This is a genomic window from Salisediminibacterium beveridgei (assembly GCF_001721685.1).
In the GTDB taxonomy this organism is placed as follows: Bacteria; Bacillota; Bacilli; order Bacillales; family Salisediminibacteriaceae; genus Salisediminibacterium; species Salisediminibacterium beveridgei.
The window spans coordinates 2,518,110-2,536,775 of the sequence record NZ_CP012502.1 but is presented as its reverse complement, the minus strand read 5'-3'; the positions used below and the strand labels follow the sequence as shown (position 1 = coordinate 2,536,775).

Here is an 18,666-nt window from a genome sequence, read left to right as displayed (position 1 = left end):
TGGATGAACGACGAATGACATGAATCTAAAGGAGGACACAGGCGTGATGAAATCAATCAGATCTCAACTGATGATGTATCCACTGCTTGCTGTCCTTTTGTTGTCTTTGGCTATGGGACTGATTGCGCATCAACAGCTCAGCCGGGTGCCGGATCATTTGATGCACCAGTATCAGGATATTGTCGACAGCCGTGCTGACACCATTCACAGTGAACTGACACATCTCATCGAAAAGGTGGAGATGCTGAGTCAAACGAATATTCTGCGTTCAGGTGATGAAGAAGCGATTCAGGCATTTTTACCGACAGTCGTCCTTGAAGACCGGTATCGAAATATGACCGTAACAGATACGGAAGGTCTTGGTTGGACGACAAACGGCGATTATATTGATATCAGTGAACAGGAGCAATACGAAAACATAATCCTTGAAGGAGAACCCTTCTGGATCACTGAGCCGTTTATCAGCCCTTTTGCGGATCCGGATGTGCCCATTATGATCGTATCGCATGAAATTCGTGATGACACAGGTGAACTTCAAGGGCTCGTTAATCTGGTTACTGAGGTCTACTTTCTGTCACGGGTAATTGAATCCGTTGAACTCGGTGAGACCGGGGTTGCCTGGCTGATGAACAACGAGGGAGAGGTTGTGATCCAGCCGGACAACTCTTTTACAACGTCACACAATGCAGTCCATCTTCAGTCTGAAAATGTTGCATTTAACAGACTGAATGACGGTCACCTGGAGTGGCTCGAACATCAGAATGAAGAGGGGAACCAGGTGTTTACCTTCTCAGCAAAAATTGATGAGCCTTCCACCGAGTGGAATCTGATGTTCTCGATTGACCGGGATGAGGTATTAGGCGAAGTCGAGGGGATTCAGCTCACGATCACCGCTGGATTTATTGCAGCCATGGGCCTTGTTTTGTTGTTCTCATGGTTTTTCTCCAGACAGATGTCCAAACCAATATTACGATTGAAAGAGGTGTTTGAAGAAGCGACGCAGGGTAATTCAGACATCAGGGCGGATGAGTCCGTCAACAATGAAATCGGTGCAGCTGCCAAAAGCTTTAACGCCATGCATGATCGGATTCGCAGTTTGACGTATTTTGATCCGTTGACGAGCCTATATAACTTTAACGCATTTCTGATGGAGTTGCCATACAGGATAAAGAACCTTTGGAAACTCGGCGGACATATTACCGTAGCACTGATTTCCATCGATGACTTCAAGCGTTACAACAGTCTGAGGGGTTATCACGCAGGTAATCAGATTCTGGTGGGTTTTGCAGAACGTTTACAGGAGTATCTTAACCAGGAAGAAATGATCGGGCGTTATTTTGGGGATGAATTCATCATCCTGATTCGGTCCGATTCCAAAGATCATGCAGAAAGACGACTGAAAATCCTATGGCAAAATGCCATGAATGACATGTCCGCAAGAGAAGATGGCTGGCAACTGAGGATGTCCATTGGTGCAGCGTTTATGGAAGATGGCGAAGACGAGAATGATATTGAGGAAATTATTGCGCATGCGAATATCGCCAAACTGCAGGCAAAACGTGATGGGGGTAATTGTTATCAATTTTACAATCAGGGGATTACCGACTCGATTCAAGAAGATCAGAAAATAGAAAATGCGTTGCATTTCGCCGTTGAACGAGGTGAATTCATGCTTCACTATCAGCCAATCATTGATATCTCCAATGGCAGAGTATCGGGGAATGAAGCTCTGCTCCGCTGGGTAAACCCGGAGTTCAGTCATGTTCCTGTTGGAAAAGTGATTGATATAGCGGAACGATCCGGGCTGATTACGGACATCGGACAGTGGGTGATGGAAGAGGCACTAAGGCAAAATAAGGCATGGCAGGATCAAGGATATGAGCCGATGGTCATATCAATTAATATCTCTGTCCTGCAGTTTGAACAGGCCCGGTTCATCAGGAATGTGCGTGAAGCAATTCATAATTCTGGACTTGAGCCCGAATGGGTACAACTTGAAATTACAGAGACGACAGCCATGAGTCCGGGCGAGGATAAAGTGGACAAAATGGCTGCTTTGAAAGGTCTGGGGGTGAGTATCGCAATTGATGATTTTGGAACGGGCTATTCTTCGCTCGCTTATTTTACTCAGTTTCCGATCAGCACATTAAAGATTGATCGCACGTTTGTATCACGCCTGCCGGACGATCCGAAAGCTGAAATGATCACAAACGCCATCATCAGTATGGCTGAGTCCCTGGAGATCTCTACGACGGCAGAGGGAGTGGAAACGAAAGAACAGCAGGAGGCCTTAAGAGAGCTTGGCTGTACGCATATTCAGGGTTTTTACTATGCCAGACCATGCAGCGCAGTTACGGTGATCAGTCATTTCAGAACGATTGGAATGAATTGAGAAATTACCTTGCCAGTATAAATTCTTCTTTCTTAAGAACATCCATCTGATCATGCAAATAAGCGATCCCCGGATCAATTCCAGGGATCGCTTTTGATGCGAAATTGGATCAGTTTCTCATGTCCTGCTGCATCGTGAGGATTTGCCTTTGAAGTCCATCCATTTTTTCAGTTACAGACGTTGTGCTGTCTGTGAACTCTGTAAATGTGGCCATCTGTTCTTCTGAAGTGGCCGAGATCGATTCGATTCCACTGCGATTCTTGTCCGCCACATGATTGATGGTAGTGAGTACGTCCCTCAGCTGATTCATGCGGCTTCCAATGGTTTCGGCTAACGTGAAAGAAGTTTTTGTGTCGCTTGCAACGCGTTCAATCTCCTGAACAATTCTTACAAAGCGTTCACCTGTTTCTTTGACCTGATCGATGCCTGCACCACTCTGTTCCCTGCCAAGAGTCATCACTTCGGCAAGATCTTTGGAATCGGAGAGGAGGCCGTCAAGAACAGAAGAAATGTCGTTGGCATATTGTCGGGATTGATCAGCGAGTTTTCTCACCTCATCAGCAACAACAGCAAAACCTTTTCCCGCTTCTCCAGCCCTTGCGGCTTCGATGGCAGCGTTCAACGCAAGAAGATTGGTTTGTTCAGAAATATCTGTAATCAGTCCCAAAGTCTTTTCGATCTCCTGTGATCGCGACTGCAGGCGTCCGGCCACTTCATCCATTTGATGAACAGCACCGGAGAGATCCGTCATCACCTTTTCAGTGGATGCCATACTTTCCTCGCCCGCTTGTGCAAGGGACACAGTTGATTCAGAGATAGCCATGGACTGTTTTGACTGATCAATGATGTGCTGCACATCTTTGGAGACTTCTTCAATTTCCTCTGAACTTTTACGGGATTCTGCGAGCTGCTGATTTGCACCTTCTACCATGTCATTCAGTGAATAAGCGATGTCCTTTGATGCTGATGAAGCTTCCTGTGCCCCGGCATCCAACCGGCTTATATGTTCCATTACGGATTCGGAAGTGGAAGAAATATTGGAAACCAGCGATTCGACGATGTTTTGATGCTGAGCTTCTTTCTCAGTCACCATCCTGACATAACGCTGACGGGCTATGATCTGGATCAGGATAACGCCAACAGTGAAGACCACGAAGAAGATGTGGATCATCAACAGTGTGAACGGGTAGGCATCTGTCCCGCATATCAGTTCAGGCACGGTAAAGTATCCGACAATGTGCTGAAAGGCGAAAATGGCGGCACTGATTACAATCAGTCGAACCTGCTCAAAATAGGCAAGAGAGGCCAAGACCATGAAGATCGAGAAGTGATACTCGACAAGTCCGTCTCCGCCGGCGATAATGGAAATGCTGGCAAAAGTCAGGGTCAATGTCAGCATGACCGGAAGCAGTGGTTGGGTACGGTTTTGATAAAATAGAATTCCGCTTGCAATCAGTAAAATAATCGGCAGAAAAAAGAGGCCATTCAGTAAGGGCAGTAAATGAGCTGGTGTCCCTGCTTCCATTTGAGAAGCGAGGATATAGTTGTCGAGCCAGCCGATCCCGCGATGCAGGTAATGAACAACCCAAGAGAAAAGGACGACAGTCAGACTGAACAGCAGCATAATGAAATTTTTTCGTTCTTGCATAGTCAGATCTCCTCACAGCATTTATTAAGTCTTAGACAGTATAAACCTAAAAATGGATTAATGAAACCATTCTCACAGGAATTTCGACAAGTTTTTATCTGAAGGGGTGTTTAATGATGGATAACCTGAAACAGCAAGCCCGCTCTTTCATTGAGCAGTGCTATCATGAACTGGGGAAATCACCAGAAGCGATAGCAAGCCGGTGGATCGCGATTGAAGAGGAAATTGTTAAAACAGGAAGTTATACACATACGAGTGAAGAGTTGACTCACGGCGCAAAAATGGCATGGCGAAATGCGAACAAATGCATCGGCCGGTTATTCTGGGACTCGTTATCGGTCATCGACGCACGGGATCACTTCACTTGTGAACAGGTCCATCAAACGCTGGTGGAGCATATTCGTTTTGCAACGAACGACGGTAAAATCAAACCGACGATTACGATTTTTGCACCTCGAAAAGAAGGAGAAGTGCCGGTCACACTTTATAATCATCAATTGATCAGATATGCGGGATATCAAACAGAAAAGGGCGTGATCGGTGATCCGCATTCTCTTCATTTCACAGCCTATTGTGAGTCACTCGGCTGGAAAGGAGTAGGGACAGAATTTGATCTGCTGCCTTTAGTGATAGCAACTGCTCAAGAAGCACCGCAGTGGTTTGAATTGGCCCCTGATATCGTGAAAGAAGTGCGGATTCGCCACGCAAAGTATCCCGGAATGAAGGATCTGAACCTGAAGTGGTACGCCGTTCCGGCAATCGCTGACATGCTTTTGGAGATCGGAGGCATTGAATATCCGGCGGCACCTTTTAACGGCTGGTATATGGGGACGGAAATCGGTGCGAGGAATTTAGCAGATGAAGCGCGGTACAACAAACTTGCGGCAGTTGCAGATGCCGCCGGGATCGAGAGAGGATCGAACGCCTCTTTATGGAAGGATGAAGCACTTGTGATTTTAAATCAGGCAGTGCTCCAGTCTTTTCAAGAAGACGGAGTATCCATCGTTGATCATCACACTGCAGCGCACCAGTTCAAACAATTCCAGAAAAATGAATGTCAAACGGGGAGACCTGTAACAGGTGACTGGACTTGGCTTATTCCACCGGTATCTCCGGCAACCACGCATATTTTTCATGAAGACTATGACAATACCATCGTCTCTCCGAATTTCCATTACAAATAAAGATCTGAATTCTGAACTTTATGTGAAATGATTCACAAAACACTATGCTTCAGCGCTGTGAAAAGCTATGATAAGTGAGTGCAGAATTTTTATGAAAAGAAGGTGACCTGATTGTTTATTTTACAGTTTATGATTGTTTTGTTGGCGATTTTGATCGGGGCCAGAATTGGCGGGATCGGGCTCGGTATCATGGGTGGAGCGGGTCTTGCGATTTTAACCTTTGTCTTCAATCTGGAACCAACCTCACCGCCGATCGATGTCATGCTGATGATCGTGGCCGTCGTGACAGCGGCCGGGACGTTGCAGGCCGCGGGCGGTATGAATGTGCTCGTTGACCTGGCGGAGAAAATCCTCAGGAAAAATCCATCGCGGATCACATTCATGGCGCCGATTACCACGTATTTTTTCACGTTCTTTGCAGGAACAGGGCACGTAGCGTATACATTGCTTCCAGTCATTTCAGAGGTGGCCCAGGAATCCAAAGTGCGTCCTGAACGTCCGCTGTCGGTAGCCGTCATTGCATCCCAGCAGGCGATTGTCGCCAGTCCGATCTCTGCGGCAACGGTCGCGCTTCTTGCCCTGATTGCAGGATTTGATTTCACCTTGATGAATATTCTGATGATTACTGTGCCTGCAACCTTCATCGGAATCATGACCGCTGCATTTGTCATGAAAAACCGTGGGCCGGAACTCGAAAATGATCCGGAGTACATACGCCGGCTGGAAAACGGCCTTGCGCCGGCCGTTCAAGAGCGCGAAAAGCGAGAAGTATCAAGCCGATCCATTTATTCTGTGTGGCTGTTCCTGTTTGCAGCTGTCCTGATTGTATTGCTTGGGACTTTTGAACAACTTCGCCCATCATTCGGTACAGGCGAAGAGATTACAATCTTATCCATGCCACATACGATTCAAATCGTCATGCTGACAATTGCAGCTTTAATATTGCTGATTTGTAAAGTGGATGCAGCGAAAGTTGCAACAGGGAGCGTTTTCCGTGCAGGGATTGTCGCGGTTGTTGCCATCTTCGGGATCGCATGGATGGGGGATTCATTCTTCCAGGCCAATATGGAGATCATTGAACCTGCTGTTCAGGGCATGGTGGAAACCGCTCCTTGGGTCTTTGCCTTTGCGCTCTTTATCATGTCCATCTTCCTCAATTCCCAGGCAGCGACCGTTGGTGCACTGATGCCACTCGGATTAACACTGGGTATCAATCCAGCCTTTATGATTGCTATGTTCCCGGCAGTGAACGGTTATTTCTTCATGCCGAACTATGGCCCGATCATTGCTGCAATCGGATTTGACAGAACCGGAACGACGAAGATCGGTAAATATGTCTTTAACCACAGCTTTATGCTGCCAGGACTGATTGCCACTTTTGTCGCTGTTGCAGTAGGTTATCTCTTGGCATTCGTTCTTTTATAAAGTACAGCTCGATAAATCAAACGGAACGGAGTGTAATATATGGCATACTCGCTGGAAGTGATAAATCGTATGAAGCGTGTGGAAGGCCAGTTGAAAGGCGTTATTCGAATGATGGAGGAGGAGAAAGATTGTAAGGACATCATTACACAGATGTCCGCGGTCCGTTCTGCACTTGACCGGGCAACGGCTCTTGTGGTGGCCCAAAATCTTGTATCCTGCATTCATGATCATCAGAATTCAGGCCAAAAGCGTGAAGATGTGATTGAAGAAGCGGTTCAACTGCTCGTTAAAAGCCGTTGAAGAACAAGATTGAATAAAATGGAAAAAGAACGCTCCGTAATGGAACGTTCTTTTTTCATGTTCAGAAAAGTGTAAGTGTGCTGAAAGAATGCAGTTTTAGTGGAACACGGCTTCACAAACATTTTCAGCTGATTATTGTGCCGTTTGGGACAGCCTCGTCCGGATGAAGGAGGACGACATCCCCTTCGCCCGGCACTGCGCCCAGGATTAGCACTTCTGATGAGAAACCTGCGATATTTCGCGGGGGGAAATTGACGACTGCGGTGACTTGTTTCCCGACGAGGTCCTCAGGTTGATATCGGTGTGTGATTTGGGCACTGGACTTTTTGATGCCGATCTCTGTACCAAAATCGATGGTGATTTTGAAGGCAGGTACGCGTGCTTTTGAAAAGGGCTCTGCCGTCAGGATCGTACCGATACGAAGATCAAGCTGTTGAAAATCACTGAACTCAGCCATGAGAATACCTCCTGTCATGATGGGCATTTACGTATTATTTGACGTCCTGTTCAAGGCGGTACTGGGCAATTTTTTTCATGAAGGCACGCCCGTATGTATCCAGTTTGGATTCGCCGACCCCTTTAATCTCAAGCATCGCGGATTCTGTCACCGGCAGGCGTTCAACCATTTCTTTCAAAGTCCGGTCAGAGAAAACCATATACGGTGCAACGTCATGTGCTGCGGCAAGTTCTGAGCGAAGCTCTCTGAGATGAACGAAGAGCGGATCTTCCTGGGACATTTCTTTCGGTGCTCTGGCTTCTTTACGGAAGACTTTCGATTCTCCTTTGAGGATCGGCAGGCATCGCTCTGTGAGTTTCAACACCGGATAGCCGCCCCCGTCAAGGCGCAGGATCTGTGAAGCTACCAGGTAATCGATAAACTGAATGACATCTTTTTGGCCTTTCCCTTTCATTAAGCCATAAGTGCTTAAGGTATCGAAATTCATTTCTGACATTTTCCTGTTTTTACTTCCGACAAGGACTTGCGCGACCATTGTTTTACCGAATCGTTCGCCCATCCGGTGGATACAGGACAGTACCATCTGTGCGTCTTTCGTGACGTCAGCAATGGAGCGGTCATCGGCACATTCTGAGCACTTCCCGCACGGCGTGGTCTGTTTTTCACCGAAGTATTGCAAAATGTATTCCTGCAGGCAGCCTTCCGTATGACAGTAATTGATCATCGACTGGAGCTTTTTGAATTCCTGCTTCTTTCGCGTATCATCCATGTCAGACTGGTCGATCAGAAACTGCTGAATCCGGATATCCTGTGCATCAAAAAGCAGCATGCACTCACTGGGCTCACCATCACGCCCGGAGCGGCCGGCTTCCTGATAATAACTTTCGATATTTCTTGGCATTTGGGCATGAATAATGAAGCGTACGTTGGATTTGTTGATCCCCATGCCGAAAGCGTTCGTTGCGACCATCACCTGCAACTGATCGTAGACAAACTGTTCTTGAAAATCCCGGCGCTGGTCTGCATTCATCCCGCCATGGTAGCGGCCGACCCGGATGTCCTGCTTTAAAAGACGGGCGTAGATGCGTTCCACTTCCTTACGGGTAGCGGCATAAATAATGCCCGAAGCACTGGGGTTTCGCACCAGATAATCTTTGATATATCGGTCGTTATCCACGCCCTTCAGAACATGAAAACTTAAATTATCCCGCTCGAAACCTGTTTGAACCCGGTTGGAAGAAGGAATACCCAGGATCGTTGTGATGTCTTGTGCCACTTCCGGTGTGGCTGTTGCAGTCAGGGCGAGAATCGGCGGACGCTGGAATAACCGGTTAATCAACTCAGGTATCCGTAAATAGCTCGGTCTGAAATCGTGTCCCCACTGCGAGAGGCAGTGCGCTTCGTCAACTGCAATCAAAGCGATGGGGAGTTGTTCGAAAACGGCAGCAAAACCTGGTGATTCAAGGCGTTCGGGAGCGACATAAACCAATTGATAGTCTCCCTGACGAATGCCTGCGATACGTGTTTGCACCTCATCATAAGGCAATGATGAATTAATAAATGTTGCAGATATGCCTAGTCCACTCAGCTCATCGACTTGATCTTTCATCAAGGAAATGAGCGGGGAGATCACGATGGTGACGCCATCCAAAAGAAGTGAAGGAATCTGATAGCAAACCGATTTCCCCCCGCCTGTAGGCATGATGCCAAGGGTCGATTCGCCTTTGAAAAGGTAGTCCATAATGTCTTGCTGACCGGTACGGAATTGTGTATAGCCGAAATGGGTATGTAATTTTTCTTTTGCTTGAGTTAACATCATTTATGCTCCTGTCGAATAACATTTTTCCTTCTTCAGTGTACTATAGAATGACCGTCTTCTTCCACCGTGAATCAGCGTCCAGGTTTACTGGGGAGCGTAGAGAGGGTATCGAAAGAAGAATGGACGAATGATGAAAGGATGATGGGACATGCATCATATTTATAAACGTGGTGATGAGAGAACGAAAGAAACGCTGCTGCTGCTTCATGGCACCGGCGGCGATGAAAACGACTTACTTCCGTTAGCGGATATGATTGACCCGATGGCCAACGTCCTGAGTGTTCGCGGCAATGTTGATGAAAATGGCATGAACCGCTTTTTCCGCCGCCTCAGTGAAGGTGTTTTTGATGAGGAGGATCTGATCTTCCGGACGAAGGAATTGTATGATTTTATCGATGAAGCAAGTGTAAAATACGGCTTTGACAGAAGCCATGTCGTTGCTGTCGGCTATTCCAACGGGGCCAACATCGCGGCGAGCCTTCTTTATCACTATGAACGCCCGTTAAGAGCTGCGGCGCTGCATCACCCGATGGTTCCAAGAAGCGGTATCGACCTGCCGGACATGTCGGGACTGCCAGTATTTATCGGTGCAGGTGAAAACGATCCGATCTGTCCTCCTGAACAGACGGAAAAACTGAACAAGGATCTCACAAAACAAGGTGCGGCAGTTGAACTGTTCTGGGAACAGCAGGGTCACCAGCTGTCCCGTGGCGAAGTAGACCGGGCAACACTTTGGTACAAATCAGAAGTATCGGGAGTTGATCCATCATGAAAGCAGTAAACCCAACAGAGTGGAGCAAAGCAGAGAATTATAAATTCATGACTTCGGCCGTCACACCGAGACCCATCGCGTTTGTCACCTCAGTGTCAGAAGAAGGGGTCTTAAATGCTGCTCCGTTCAGCTATTTTAATCTCGTATCTGCAGAGCCGCCGATTTTGATGATTGCCATTGGACGAAAAGACGGATTACAGAAGGACACGGCACGTAACATTCTCTCCAACGGGGAATTTGTCGTGCATGTGACGACAGAGAAAAATATCAAAAAAGTCAATAAAACCTCCGCATCGTTAGGACCTGATGAAAGTGAAGTCAGACGTTACAAGCTGAAACCGGAGCCCAGCCGGGTGGTGAATGTCCCCTCCTTGAAGGAATCGCCTGTTCGACTCGAATGTGTTCTGGAAAAACATGTGGTCTTTGAAGAGGGAACGTCCGGAACGGATGTCATTTTCGGTCGTATCGTTCAGTACGTGTTCGACGAAGAACTGACCGATGCTACAGAAAACACTCCGGTACTGAAGGCCAAAAAACTGAAAAGTGTTGGCAGACTTGCCGGAACCAGATATTCAAAACAAGGAAAGATCTTCTCATTGAAGCGCCCGAAAGTATAGAAACCATAAAATAAACCGGGCGGAATCCGCCCGGTTCTTTTAATGCATGAAACGTTGCGTTCAGTCAGGGGAGAATCACGATGGATTCCGCAAAATTTCAATGGACTCCACAGGCTGCACTTCTTCTCCACCGTCCATGAATTCGATGAGTACTTCATCACCAGGTTCCATAAACACAGCACGCGGATAAGATCCCGAACTCACTGTGAAGATACGGTCATAACCTTCAAGGAGAAAGCGGACCGTCACACCTTCTTCTCTGTCCCATTGATACACACGCTCAACAGTGGCTGTAACTTCTTCAAGTTCTGTCAGCTCCCCTGGAACGATATCTTCATCGGTACGGGTCGCCAGTTCAAGCTGATAAGCACCAAAGGCTTCACGCTTCGTATCGCCATACCCGTAAACATTTTCGTCCGAGGCATTGACCAGCATGATTTCCCGGAGTACGTTATTACGGTCCATCAATGGGACCACCCATGTGTATTGACCGTAAACATTGTATAAACTCGGAGTGCCTGCCACGTAATCATCCCGGCGGAATGTTCTTTCAGCCAGATCCATGGCCACACGTCCGTTCAGAGAACCGCTGGCATCCCGGAAGTTTCGGAGTTCACCGGTTCGGGCATCGAACATGGTAAAGGCAATCATCGATCTGGAGGTTTCTTCGCCTTCCCCGACAAGACGGGTGTGATCTGTGAACCATGAGAGATTGAGATCCTGATCCACTACCCCGGTAACGCCATCGTCTGATCCCCAATACGTCGGCTGGGTTAGTCCTTCACGACCGAAAAAGCGGTTGAAAATACCGGACTTGTAAATCCCGAACCACTCATTGCGTTCTTCTGCAATATGAGGCGGGAAGATCCGGTTGACCCACTCAGGCGTCTCTTCGATTGTGTGCTGCTCCATTTCACCGGTAACGGGATCAACGATGATCACACCTTCCACGTCAGAAACACGGCGGAATTCAGTATACGAGCCGTAGCTGACAATGTAATGAGGATTACCTTCTTGATCCACTTCGAAATGAGTGTCATACATGATCACGTCCGGAAATTCCGAACGAACGTGACGATTGACGTCCTCATGAAAATAACCTGAAGGTACATACGTCATGTCCATCTCAATGAGCTGTGGTTCTTCCCGCGGATTCTCAGCACTGACGATGATATAGCCGGGTGCTGCATCACTTCGGACCCATCGGAAGAAGCCGTCATATTCGATCGGTGTTACCCAATACAAGGAACCATCCATTTTCTGGATCCGCGTTTGACCGAGATTATAGAACGCCTGGTTCTGAAGCTGTCCCATGAGGATATCCGAGCGGTATTCGGCATAACTTCTCGGAACGACCGGAATGTTTTCTTCATTTACGGGATTCAGATCTTCTACAGTCACCTCTTCACCATCGGCCATTTCATACTTTTGATCGGCAAGAAACAACGGCTGTAGGACCCAAAATACGATGAACAGGATCAGAATGACCGCCCCAATCCCGGCTCCAATCATGGCGGTTTGTTTACGGAAGGTCTTAACGAAAGTGAACACCAGAGTGGAGTCCATGATCATTCCGATGGCAACCAACGGAACGTAATAGGTCAGTATGCCTGAAAAACTCTGATCCAGGAGACCGACATAGAACAGCAGGATGCCGTAAAAAACACCGGCAGTATAGCGTATCGGAATCCATTTCCGCAACATGGGTGTTTCCCACCAGGTTTTGTGGAATGGCAAAAAAAGTAACGCCGCAAGGACGCTGACAAGCAACATTTGAATCATTGTAATAGCCCCTTTTTCATTAGCAAATTATTTGTACTCTGTATATATACGTATCAAATGCCGTCCAGTTTCTGAATTTGTTTGATACTGCCATTTTATTCTACCACGAAAATCATTGAAAGAAGAGAATGAGGTACTACTTTTTTATTCGAAATCTGATACCATAAACAGAGAAGATCAGACGGTGTCGCATACACAGTAAACTAAAATGGGAATCGCGGGTATGATGATGCCAGTGAGAAAGAAAAGGTGATTGAAGGATGACAATTTTACAATGCAATGAAATCACGAAAACATTTGGAGAGAAAGTACTCTTTGATAAAATCAGTTTCAGTATCGGTGAAAGAGAACGGATCGGTCTCATTGGTGTGAACGGAACTGGCAAATCGACTTTGCTCAAAACGATAGCCGGAATTGAGGGGAAAGAGCATGGCTCATTTGAACATGCAGGGAACTTCTCGATTGAATACATGCCTCAGGATCCAGAGTTTCCCGAAGGCGTATCGGTTCTTGATATTGTATTTGGAGGAGAGATGCCGATCATTCAGGCGATGCGCCATTATGAAATGGTACTGGCTGCCTTGGAGGCGGATCCTTCCGATGAAAAGCTGCAGCGGGATCTTGTGAAAGCGCAGGAACGGATGGACCGTGAAAACGCCTGGGATGCCAATACGCAGGCAAAGACCATTCTCAGCAAATTAGGAATCACCACCTATACGAAAGAAGCCGTCACGTTATCCGGGGGTCAGAAAAAACGGGTCGCCATTGCCCGATCGTTGATCCAACCGGTGGATCTGTTGCTGCTTGATGAACCGACCAATCATTTAGACAATCTCACCATTGAATGGCTTGAAGGCTTTTTGTCCAACTACCCTGGTGCGCTGATGCTGATCACACACGACCGGTATTTTCTGAACCGGGTCACCGAAGTTATCTTTGAATTGGATCATGGTCGTCTGTTCCGCTATGAAGGGAATTATGAAGCTTTCCTTGAAAAACGTGCGGAACGCGAACTGAATGAAGCAGCTCAGGAAGATAAGCGTCAAAATCTTCTCAGACGGGAAATTGCCTGGCTGAAGCGCGGTGCAAAAGCGAGGACAACGAAACAGAAGGCACGTAAACAAAGGATTGAAACAATTCAGGAAAATAAACCGGTTGAAAAAGACGGCGAGCTTGATTTTGCGATCGGCTCTGTGCGTCTAGGGAAAAAAGTAATCGAGTTGGAGAATGTCTCAAAAGAAATGGATGGCAAGCTGCTTTTCAGTGAGTTGAATGAATTGATTGTAAGAGGCGACCGGGTGGGGATGATCGGGCCCAATGGCATTGGGAAATCAACGCTTTTGAATATCATTGCCGGGCGACACGAACCAGATAACGGGACCATCGACATCGGAGAAACCGTAAGGATCGGCTACTATACCCAGGATCACGATACTATGGATGAGGATCTTCGGATGATCGATTATATCAAAGAAACAGCAGAAGCTGTGAAGACAATTCATGGAGAATTGATTACAGCGGAGCAGATGCTCGAACGCTTCCTGTTTACAAGACCCACGCAGAGGACACACATCCGCCGTCTGTCCGGCGGGGAACGAAGACGACTTTACCTGTTAAAAGTCCTGATGGAAGAACCGAATGTGCTCTTTCTCGATGAACCAACAAATGATTTGGATACAACGACACTTTCGATCCTTGAAGACTACCTCGATCAATTCCCTGGCGTTGTCATTACCGTATCCCACGATCGCTACTTTTTGGATCGGGTCGTTGACCGGCTGCTCGTCTTTAAAGGAGACGGACAGGTCAGCCGCTATCAAGGGAGTTATTCCGACTGGCTCGACGAGGAAAAGAAGCAGCAAAAAGCAGCGAATGAACAGGCGAAACAGGAAGCGGATAAGAAAAAGAATTCAGAGAAAAAACCGAAGCAGAAACTTTCTTACCGCGAACAAGAGGAATGGAAAACGATCGAGGACAGAATCATGACGATCGAGGAAGAACTTGAAGCCGTTTCTGATGCCATTGACAGTTGTGGAAGTGATTTTGATAAAGCGAGAGAGCTCTATGAGAAACAACAGCAACTTGAAACAGATCTCGAAAACGCGATGAACAGGTGGGAAGAATTATCTATTAGAGTGGAATCGATGAAGTCTTAATGCCTGCTATGTTTTCGCACAATAGTGAAGAAATAAGAAAATAGCCATTTTTATCTTGATTTTATTGAAAAAATGATTTGTATTAAAAGTTTACGGGTAAAGAATGAATAATAATGATCTGGGAAGGAGGACTTACGGCAAATGAACCGTTCAAAATGGTCCATTATCAATTTATTAGCATTAATACAAATGATTGTCATGAATGCATTGGCAAATATCCTTCCCATAAATGGCAGACAGACCGGAGAGATCTCCGATGAGCTTGGGTTGTTATTTACCCCTGCAGGTTATGTCTTCAGTATATGGGGACTCATTTATGTCCTTCTCACACTTTGGGTCTTACGTGGATTATTTGTAAAAAAACGAGAAGAAATACAGGTCATTGATGCAATTGGTCCTTTTTTCCTGATAAATGCTATACTCAATAGCAGTTGGATCCTGCTGTTTCATTATGGTTACTATGAATGGACTCTGCCAGTCATTTCAGCAATGCTGATTACCCTCATAATCATCTCGCGCAAAATTGTCCGTTCAGAGGGTGCGAGACAATTGAATCGTTTTCCATTTTCAATCTATATGGGCTGGGTCTCTGTTGCGACAATTCTGAATGTCGGTGTGGCATACCGGGGATTTTCAGACCTGGATGCATGGGTACTTTCCGGGGAATTATGGACGAACCTGTTATTGGTGATTGGCCTTTTACTTGCAGCATTCCTGAGCAGACTGATGCGTGATTATGTTTATCCGCTCGTATTTGTATGGGCCTTCGTCGGGATTTATGCAGCACGTGCAGCGGAATACCCGGTTATTGGCGCTGTTGCTCTGATTACAGGATTTTCTCTACTGATGATTGTCTTGTATGGCATTTGGAAAAATCGTGCACTGTATCCGGCAAAGTCGGTTGAAACTTAAAGATTATCCGTCCGCAGTTCAGGGTAGAGTAGGGTAGAAGGTAAAGAGGGGGCAACATCTATGAATGTATCAAAAAAGGATGTCCTTCGTATGGTCGAACACATGTCTGAGACAGAATTGCGCATCGTATATACGTTTATGGAGGAATTCCGGATTGCAGAGGCAGAACGTTCTGCATCAATCCAACATGATCCAGGAGATGGCTCAGCGCACCAGCGAAGTAATTGAAAACACAGCAGATGATGGATTTCAGGCTGACAGAGCAACAGCAGTGTCCCCTACCAAAGGGGCACTGCTGTTGCTCTGTTCGATTAATTTAAATGACAGTTTCCTTCTTTCAAAAAAGGACACGTACGACAGGCATCCTGATTGGTATTCAGCGTCTGGTAAATGGTACACCAGGAACGTTTTGAATAACAGATCGGAATATTTTGTTTCGATGCTTTCGCTTTTATTTTTTTTGCAATATTGTGATTGATGAAATCCGTCAGTACGAGGATTAAATCAACCCCTTCAGGAATATCTCTTTTTACCATTTGCGTTTTTCGTCCACTGATATGAAGCACATCATCAAAACCAAGTGCTTTCAGTTTATCCGGGATGTTTCCCAGTTGATCTCCGCCTATTACCATTAGAGAAGACATCGTCATTCCTCCGCTCATCTTTGATTCTCATTCTCAATTAGAATTATACACGAAAAAGATCTTCACAAATCGGTGTAATTGTGAAGATCCCATGACAATCATTGAAGCTATTCTCATTTAAAACCTGAAATGCGAGGATGAGGCTCATCCTTAAAACCATAGCGGATAAACCGGCCGATCTCGCCCATAAAACCGATGTCCTTGAAAATGACAAGGATCACCAGTACAAAAGGTCCGACAAACAAGCCTACAATGCCGAACAGTTGAAAACCGATAAATAATGAAATCAATACAGCCAATGCATTGAGGTTCATACTTGACGATAGTATTTTCGGTTCGATGCTCTGTCTGATCGCGATTGTCACCCCGTAAACAATGGCCAAGCCGATGCCCATATAGAGTTCTCCTGTAATGAGCATGTAGATAAACCAGGGGATCAGAATGGTGCCTGATCCAAGATACGGAAGAATTTCTGCAATGCCCACGATCATGGCGATGGCCAGTGCATTTTCGACCCGAAGGATCATCAGACCTGTAAAGACGATTACCGATGCGATGAACATCAGAATAATTTGTGCCCTTACGAATCCAAGTACCCGATACTGGAACATCGTTTTGAATGCCCGGCCTTTTTTGAGAATAAACGCCGGAGTATTGTCATAAACGGACTGCAACATGCGCTCCCAGTCTTTTCCAATAAAGTAGAAAGCAATGAAAACAAATAAGAAAACAATCAGAAAAGATGGGACAAAAATGATGATGGAAGTCAGGCCTTCAGCGATGCCTTGACCGAAGTCCGTCGATCCTTCTGCAAGTTGTGCGCCCAATTGTTCAATGCCATTCTGAAGGGTTGCCTGCTGTTCTGGTGTCAGTGTATCGACAGCTCCTGTGAGTTGTTTCCAGATCGGGAAGATGGATTGGTTAAAGAAATCCTGAGCCTGTATGGCTGTCGTCTGAATCCATTCGGGCAAGAAAGCTGAAATGCGTCTGAATCCGAAAATAATCAGAAAAATAATGCCGGTGACTGAGCCAATGACCGCACTCAGGCCAAGAAATACGGTGAAGAACACGGCGAGCACATTGGGGAATTTTAAAGCGTTCCGCAAAAAGCGGATCAGTGGATGAAACATCCACACCAGGACTGCAGCAATGATAAATGGATAAGTAAGTGAAAATAGAATTCCTGTCAGCCAGATGCCGCCGATGGTCACGGCAGATACGACTAAGAGTCTGAGAAAAATCCAGCCTTGCTCCTTTGTCATCCCGATACGCCTCCCTGCCAAAGTCCTCAGTAGTAGTATCCTTATCGTAACATTTTTTAACTGGTTGAGACTGCTATTTTTTCTGAGTACACTGTTTTTTAAACAAAAACTGCTAAGTAATCCCCTTCCATAATCTTTGATTTAGAAGGAGAGGTGCATTCGGCAGTTTTCAATCATAAATTTTGTAATCATCGAAGAATCGGTATATGATGGCAACAGAAGAAAACGAAAGGGTGTATGAAATGGAAGCGATCGAGTCAATGGAAAAGTTGAAAACGGAGATTCAAGCGGAAAATGCGTTCCTTTTACTGGTGAAAACAGAAAATTGTTCAGTATGTGAAGCGGTTGAGGAACAAATCAATCAAGGTGTCCTGAAAGAAGCTGACGTACCGGTCAAGAAGATCCGCTTGAAGGACGTACCGGAAGTATCCGGCGAATTTCTGGTGTTTACATCACCGACGTTGCTTTTGTTTCTTGATGGGAAAGAACAATGGCGCGGATCGCGGTTTGTGTCTTATGACGAAATTATCCGAATCATGTCGCTTTGGCGCTCATAAATTTTCAACTTGACATTGGCGTGAATGTTTTGTACTATACTCATAGGGGTAAAGGTAATTATGAGCGGTCAAAAAGATTTTGAACAAAACAGGTTCAACTCTTTTTTTACCATCTTTAATACCCATATAGGTATAAGAAAATGAAGGAGGTTATCACTGTGAGCATTAAAGTAGACCATGTTGTGGATGCCAAAGGCTTGGCATGTCCAATGCCGGTAGTGAAAACGAAGAAAATGATGGATCAGATTGATGCGGGGCAAGTATTGCTCGTCGAAGCAACAGATCGCGGGTCTCTGGCCGATATGAAGGGTTGGGCTAAGAATACTGGAAACCAGTATCTTGGGTCTAAAGAAGACGGAGACGTTCTCTTTCACTATTTACGTAAATCAGATGATGCAGACACCAAGGAGATTGAAGAATTTGAGCCGGTTGCATCAAATGATGATGTGAAGAGTAAAATCGGTGAATCGGGCGTTACCATTCTGGATGTCAGGGAACCTGCAGAGTATACGTTCTCCCGTATACCTGGATCCGTATCGATTCCGATGGGAGAACTTGAAGAGCGGATGGATGAATTGAGCAAAGAAGACGATGTTTATGTCATCTGCCGAACAGGAAGCCGGAGCAATATGGCGTCACATACGTTAAAGGAGAAAGGCTTTGATAAAGTTCACAATGTAAAGCCTGGTATGACGGAGTGGGATGGTCCTGTTGAGAGCACCGAATAAATCACAAATCG

At 46.1% G+C, this 18,666-nt stretch carries 17 protein-coding genes; 11 read left to right on the top strand and 6 right to left on the bottom strand.

Annotation, left to right across the window (positions count from 1 at the left end):
- The first annotated feature begins 46 nt into the window (after positions 1-46).
- Positions 47-2,392 carry a bifunctional diguanylate cyclase/phosphodiesterase gene (locus tag BBEV_RS11920; RefSeq protein WP_232318324.1) on the top strand — a complete coding sequence of 782 codons (2,346 nt, stop codon included), beginning with the start codon at positions 47-49 and terminating at the stop codon, positions 2,390-2,392.
- A 109-nt stretch (positions 2,393-2,501) separates the two neighbouring features.
- On the opposite strand, the gene BBEV_RS11915 is transcribed toward BBEV_RS11920, so the two are convergent.
- Positions 2,502-4,040 carry a methyl-accepting chemotaxis protein gene (locus tag BBEV_RS11915; protein ID WP_069365670.1) on the bottom strand — a complete coding sequence of 513 codons (1,539 nt, stop codon included), beginning with the start codon at positions 4,038-4,040 and terminating at the stop codon, positions 2,502-2,504.
- Positions 4,041-4,156: 116 nt separating this feature from the next.
- On the opposite strand from BBEV_RS11915, the gene BBEV_RS11910 reads away from it, so the two are divergent.
- The 3 genes from BBEV_RS11910 to BBEV_RS11900 all read left to right on the top strand — a co-directional run bounded on the left by BBEV_RS11910 (position 4,157) and on the right by BBEV_RS11900 (position 6,949).
- Positions 4,157-5,224: a nitric oxide synthase oxygenase gene (locus BBEV_RS11910; RefSeq protein ID WP_069365669.1), complete on the top strand. Its 1,068-nt coding sequence runs from the start codon at positions 4,157-4,159 to the stop codon at positions 5,222-5,224.
- 111 nt (positions 5,225-5,335) lie between these two features.
- Complete coding sequence (locus BBEV_RS11905; protein ID WP_069365668.1) at positions 5,336-6,649, top strand: anaerobic C4-dicarboxylate transporter family protein; 1,314 nt, start codon at positions 5,336-5,338, stop codon at positions 6,647-6,649.
- A gap of 39 nt (positions 6,650-6,688) precedes the next feature.
- A complete protein-coding gene (locus BBEV_RS11900) occupies positions 6,689-6,949 on the top strand; it encodes a metal-sensitive transcriptional regulator (RefSeq protein ID WP_069365667.1) in 261 nt (86 codons plus the stop codon).
- A gap of 124 nt (positions 6,950-7,073) precedes the next feature.
- Here the strand turns inward: BBEV_RS11900 and csaA are convergent, their stop codons facing one another.
- Positions 7,074-7,406 carry a chaperone CsaA gene (gene csaA, locus BBEV_RS11895; protein ID WP_069365666.1) on the bottom strand — a complete coding sequence of 111 codons (333 nt, stop codon included), beginning with the start codon at positions 7,404-7,406 and terminating at the stop codon, positions 7,074-7,076.
- A 34-nt stretch (positions 7,407-7,440) separates the two neighbouring features.
- Positions 7,441-9,222: a DNA helicase RecQ gene (gene recQ, locus BBEV_RS11890; RefSeq protein WP_069365665.1), complete on the bottom strand. Its 1,782-nt coding sequence runs from the start codon at positions 9,220-9,222 to the stop codon at positions 7,441-7,443.
- A gap of 151 nt (positions 9,223-9,373) precedes the next feature.
- On the opposite strand from recQ, the gene BBEV_RS11885 reads away from it, so the two are divergent.
- On the top strand, positions 9,374-9,997 hold the full coding sequence (locus BBEV_RS11885; RefSeq protein WP_069365664.1) for an alpha/beta hydrolase: 624 nt from the start codon (positions 9,374-9,376) through the stop codon (positions 9,995-9,997).
- On the top strand, positions 9,994-10,614 hold the full coding sequence (locus BBEV_RS11880; RefSeq protein WP_069365663.1) for a flavin reductase family protein: 621 nt from the start codon (positions 9,994-9,996) through the stop codon (positions 10,612-10,614). The genes BBEV_RS11885 and BBEV_RS11880 overlap by 4 nt, the downstream gene beginning before the upstream one ends.
- A 75-nt stretch (positions 10,615-10,689) precedes the next feature.
- On the opposite strand, the gene BBEV_RS11875 is transcribed toward BBEV_RS11880, so the two are convergent.
- Positions 10,690-12,396 (bottom strand): hypothetical protein, encoded by a 1,707-nt coding sequence (locus BBEV_RS11875; RefSeq protein ID WP_069365662.1) that lies wholly within the window; start codon positions 12,394-12,396, stop codon positions 10,690-10,692.
- Between the two features lie 260 nt (positions 12,397-12,656).
- On the opposite strand from BBEV_RS11875, the gene BBEV_RS11870 reads away from it, so the two are divergent.
- The 3 genes from BBEV_RS11870 (at position 12,657) to BBEV_RS17620 (ending at position 15,692) form a co-directional block, all read left to right on the top strand.
- Positions 12,657-14,552, top strand: coding sequence for an ABC-F family ATP-binding cassette domain-containing protein (locus BBEV_RS11870; protein WP_069365661.1), 1,896 nt, complete (start codon positions 12,657-12,659; stop codon positions 14,550-14,552).
- 141 nt (positions 14,553-14,693) lie between these two features.
- Positions 14,694-15,464, top strand: coding sequence for a TspO-related membrane protein (locus tag BBEV_RS11865; protein ID WP_069365660.1), 771 nt, complete (start codon positions 14,694-14,696; stop codon positions 15,462-15,464).
- Between the two features lie 60 nt (positions 15,465-15,524).
- Positions 15,525-15,692 (top strand): hypothetical protein, encoded by a 168-nt coding sequence (locus BBEV_RS17620; protein ID WP_198154997.1) that lies wholly within the window; start codon positions 15,525-15,527, stop codon positions 15,690-15,692.
- 83 nt (positions 15,693-15,775) lie between these two features.
- On the opposite strand, the gene BBEV_RS11860 is transcribed toward BBEV_RS17620, so the two are convergent.
- The gene (locus BBEV_RS11860) at positions 15,776-16,108 is read right to left on the bottom strand and encodes a DUF2325 domain-containing protein (RefSeq protein WP_069365659.1); all 333 of its coding nucleotides are present in this window, start codon (positions 16,106-16,108) and stop codon (positions 15,776-15,778) included.
- A gap of 113 nt (positions 16,109-16,221) precedes the next feature.
- A complete protein-coding gene (gene ytvI / locus BBEV_RS11855) occupies positions 16,222-17,370 on the bottom strand; it encodes a sporulation integral membrane protein YtvI (protein WP_069365658.1) in 1,149 nt (382 codons plus the stop codon).
- A gap of 260 nt (positions 17,371-17,630) precedes the next feature.
- Here ytvI and BBEV_RS11850 point away from each other — a divergent pair, with 260 nt between their 5' ends.
- Positions 17,631-17,927, top strand: a complete 297-nt coding sequence (locus BBEV_RS11850) for a thioredoxin family protein (RefSeq protein WP_198154996.1) — start codon at positions 17,631-17,633, stop codon at positions 17,925-17,927.
- A gap of 158 nt (positions 17,928-18,085) precedes the next feature.
- Complete coding sequence (locus BBEV_RS11845; RefSeq protein WP_069365657.1) at positions 18,086-18,655, top strand: sulfurtransferase TusA family protein; 570 nt, start codon at positions 18,086-18,088, stop codon at positions 18,653-18,655.
- Positions 18,656-18,666 lie beyond the last annotated feature (11 nt).

Coding starts and splice junctions, on each gene's coding strand:
- BBEV_RS11910 (WP_069365669.1), top strand. CDS start 4,157: ATGGATAACCTGAAACAGCAAGCCCGCTCTTTCATTGAGCAGTGCTAT.
- BBEV_RS11900 (WP_069365667.1), top strand. CDS start 6,689: ATGGCATACTCGCTGGAAGTGATAAATCGTATGAAGCGTGTGGAAGGC.
- BBEV_RS17620 (WP_198154997.1), top strand. CDS start 15,525: ATGAATGTATCAAAAAAGGATGTCCTTCGTATGGTCGAACACATGTCT.
- BBEV_RS11915 (WP_069365670.1), bottom strand. CDS start 4,040: ATGCAAGAACGAAAAAATTTCATTATGCTGCTGTTCAGTCTGACTGTC.
- BBEV_RS11870 (WP_069365661.1), top strand. CDS start 12,657: ATGACAATTTTACAATGCAATGAAATCACGAAAACATTTGGAGAGAAA.
- BBEV_RS11880 (WP_069365663.1), top strand. CDS start 9,994: ATGAAAGCAGTAAACCCAACAGAGTGGAGCAAAGCAGAGAATTATAAA.
- ytvI (WP_069365658.1), bottom strand. CDS start 17,370: ATGACAAAGGAGCAAGGCTGGATTTTTCTCAGACTCTTAGTCGTATCT.
- BBEV_RS11860 (WP_069365659.1), bottom strand. CDS start 16,108: ATGTCTTCTCTAATGGTAATAGGCGGAGATCAACTGGGAAACATCCCG.
- BBEV_RS11875 (WP_069365662.1), bottom strand. CDS start 12,396: ATGATTCAAATGTTGCTTGTCAGCGTCCTTGCGGCGTTACTTTTTTTG.
- BBEV_RS11885 (WP_069365664.1), top strand. CDS start 9,374: ATGCATCATATTTATAAACGTGGTGATGAGAGAACGAAAGAAACGCTG.
- csaA (WP_069365666.1), bottom strand. CDS start 7,406: ATGGCTGAGTTCAGTGATTTTCAACAGCTTGATCTTCGTATCGGTACG.
- BBEV_RS11920 (WP_232318324.1), top strand. CDS start 47: ATGAAATCAATCAGATCTCAACTGATGATGTATCCACTGCTTGCTGTC.
- BBEV_RS11850 (WP_198154996.1), top strand. CDS start 17,631: ATGGAAAAGTTGAAAACGGAGATTCAAGCGGAAAATGCGTTCCTTTTA.
- recQ (WP_069365665.1), bottom strand. CDS start 9,222: ATGTTAACTCAAGCAAAAGAAAAATTACATACCCATTTCGGCTATACA.
- BBEV_RS11865 (WP_069365660.1), top strand. CDS start 14,694: ATGAACCGTTCAAAATGGTCCATTATCAATTTATTAGCATTAATACAA.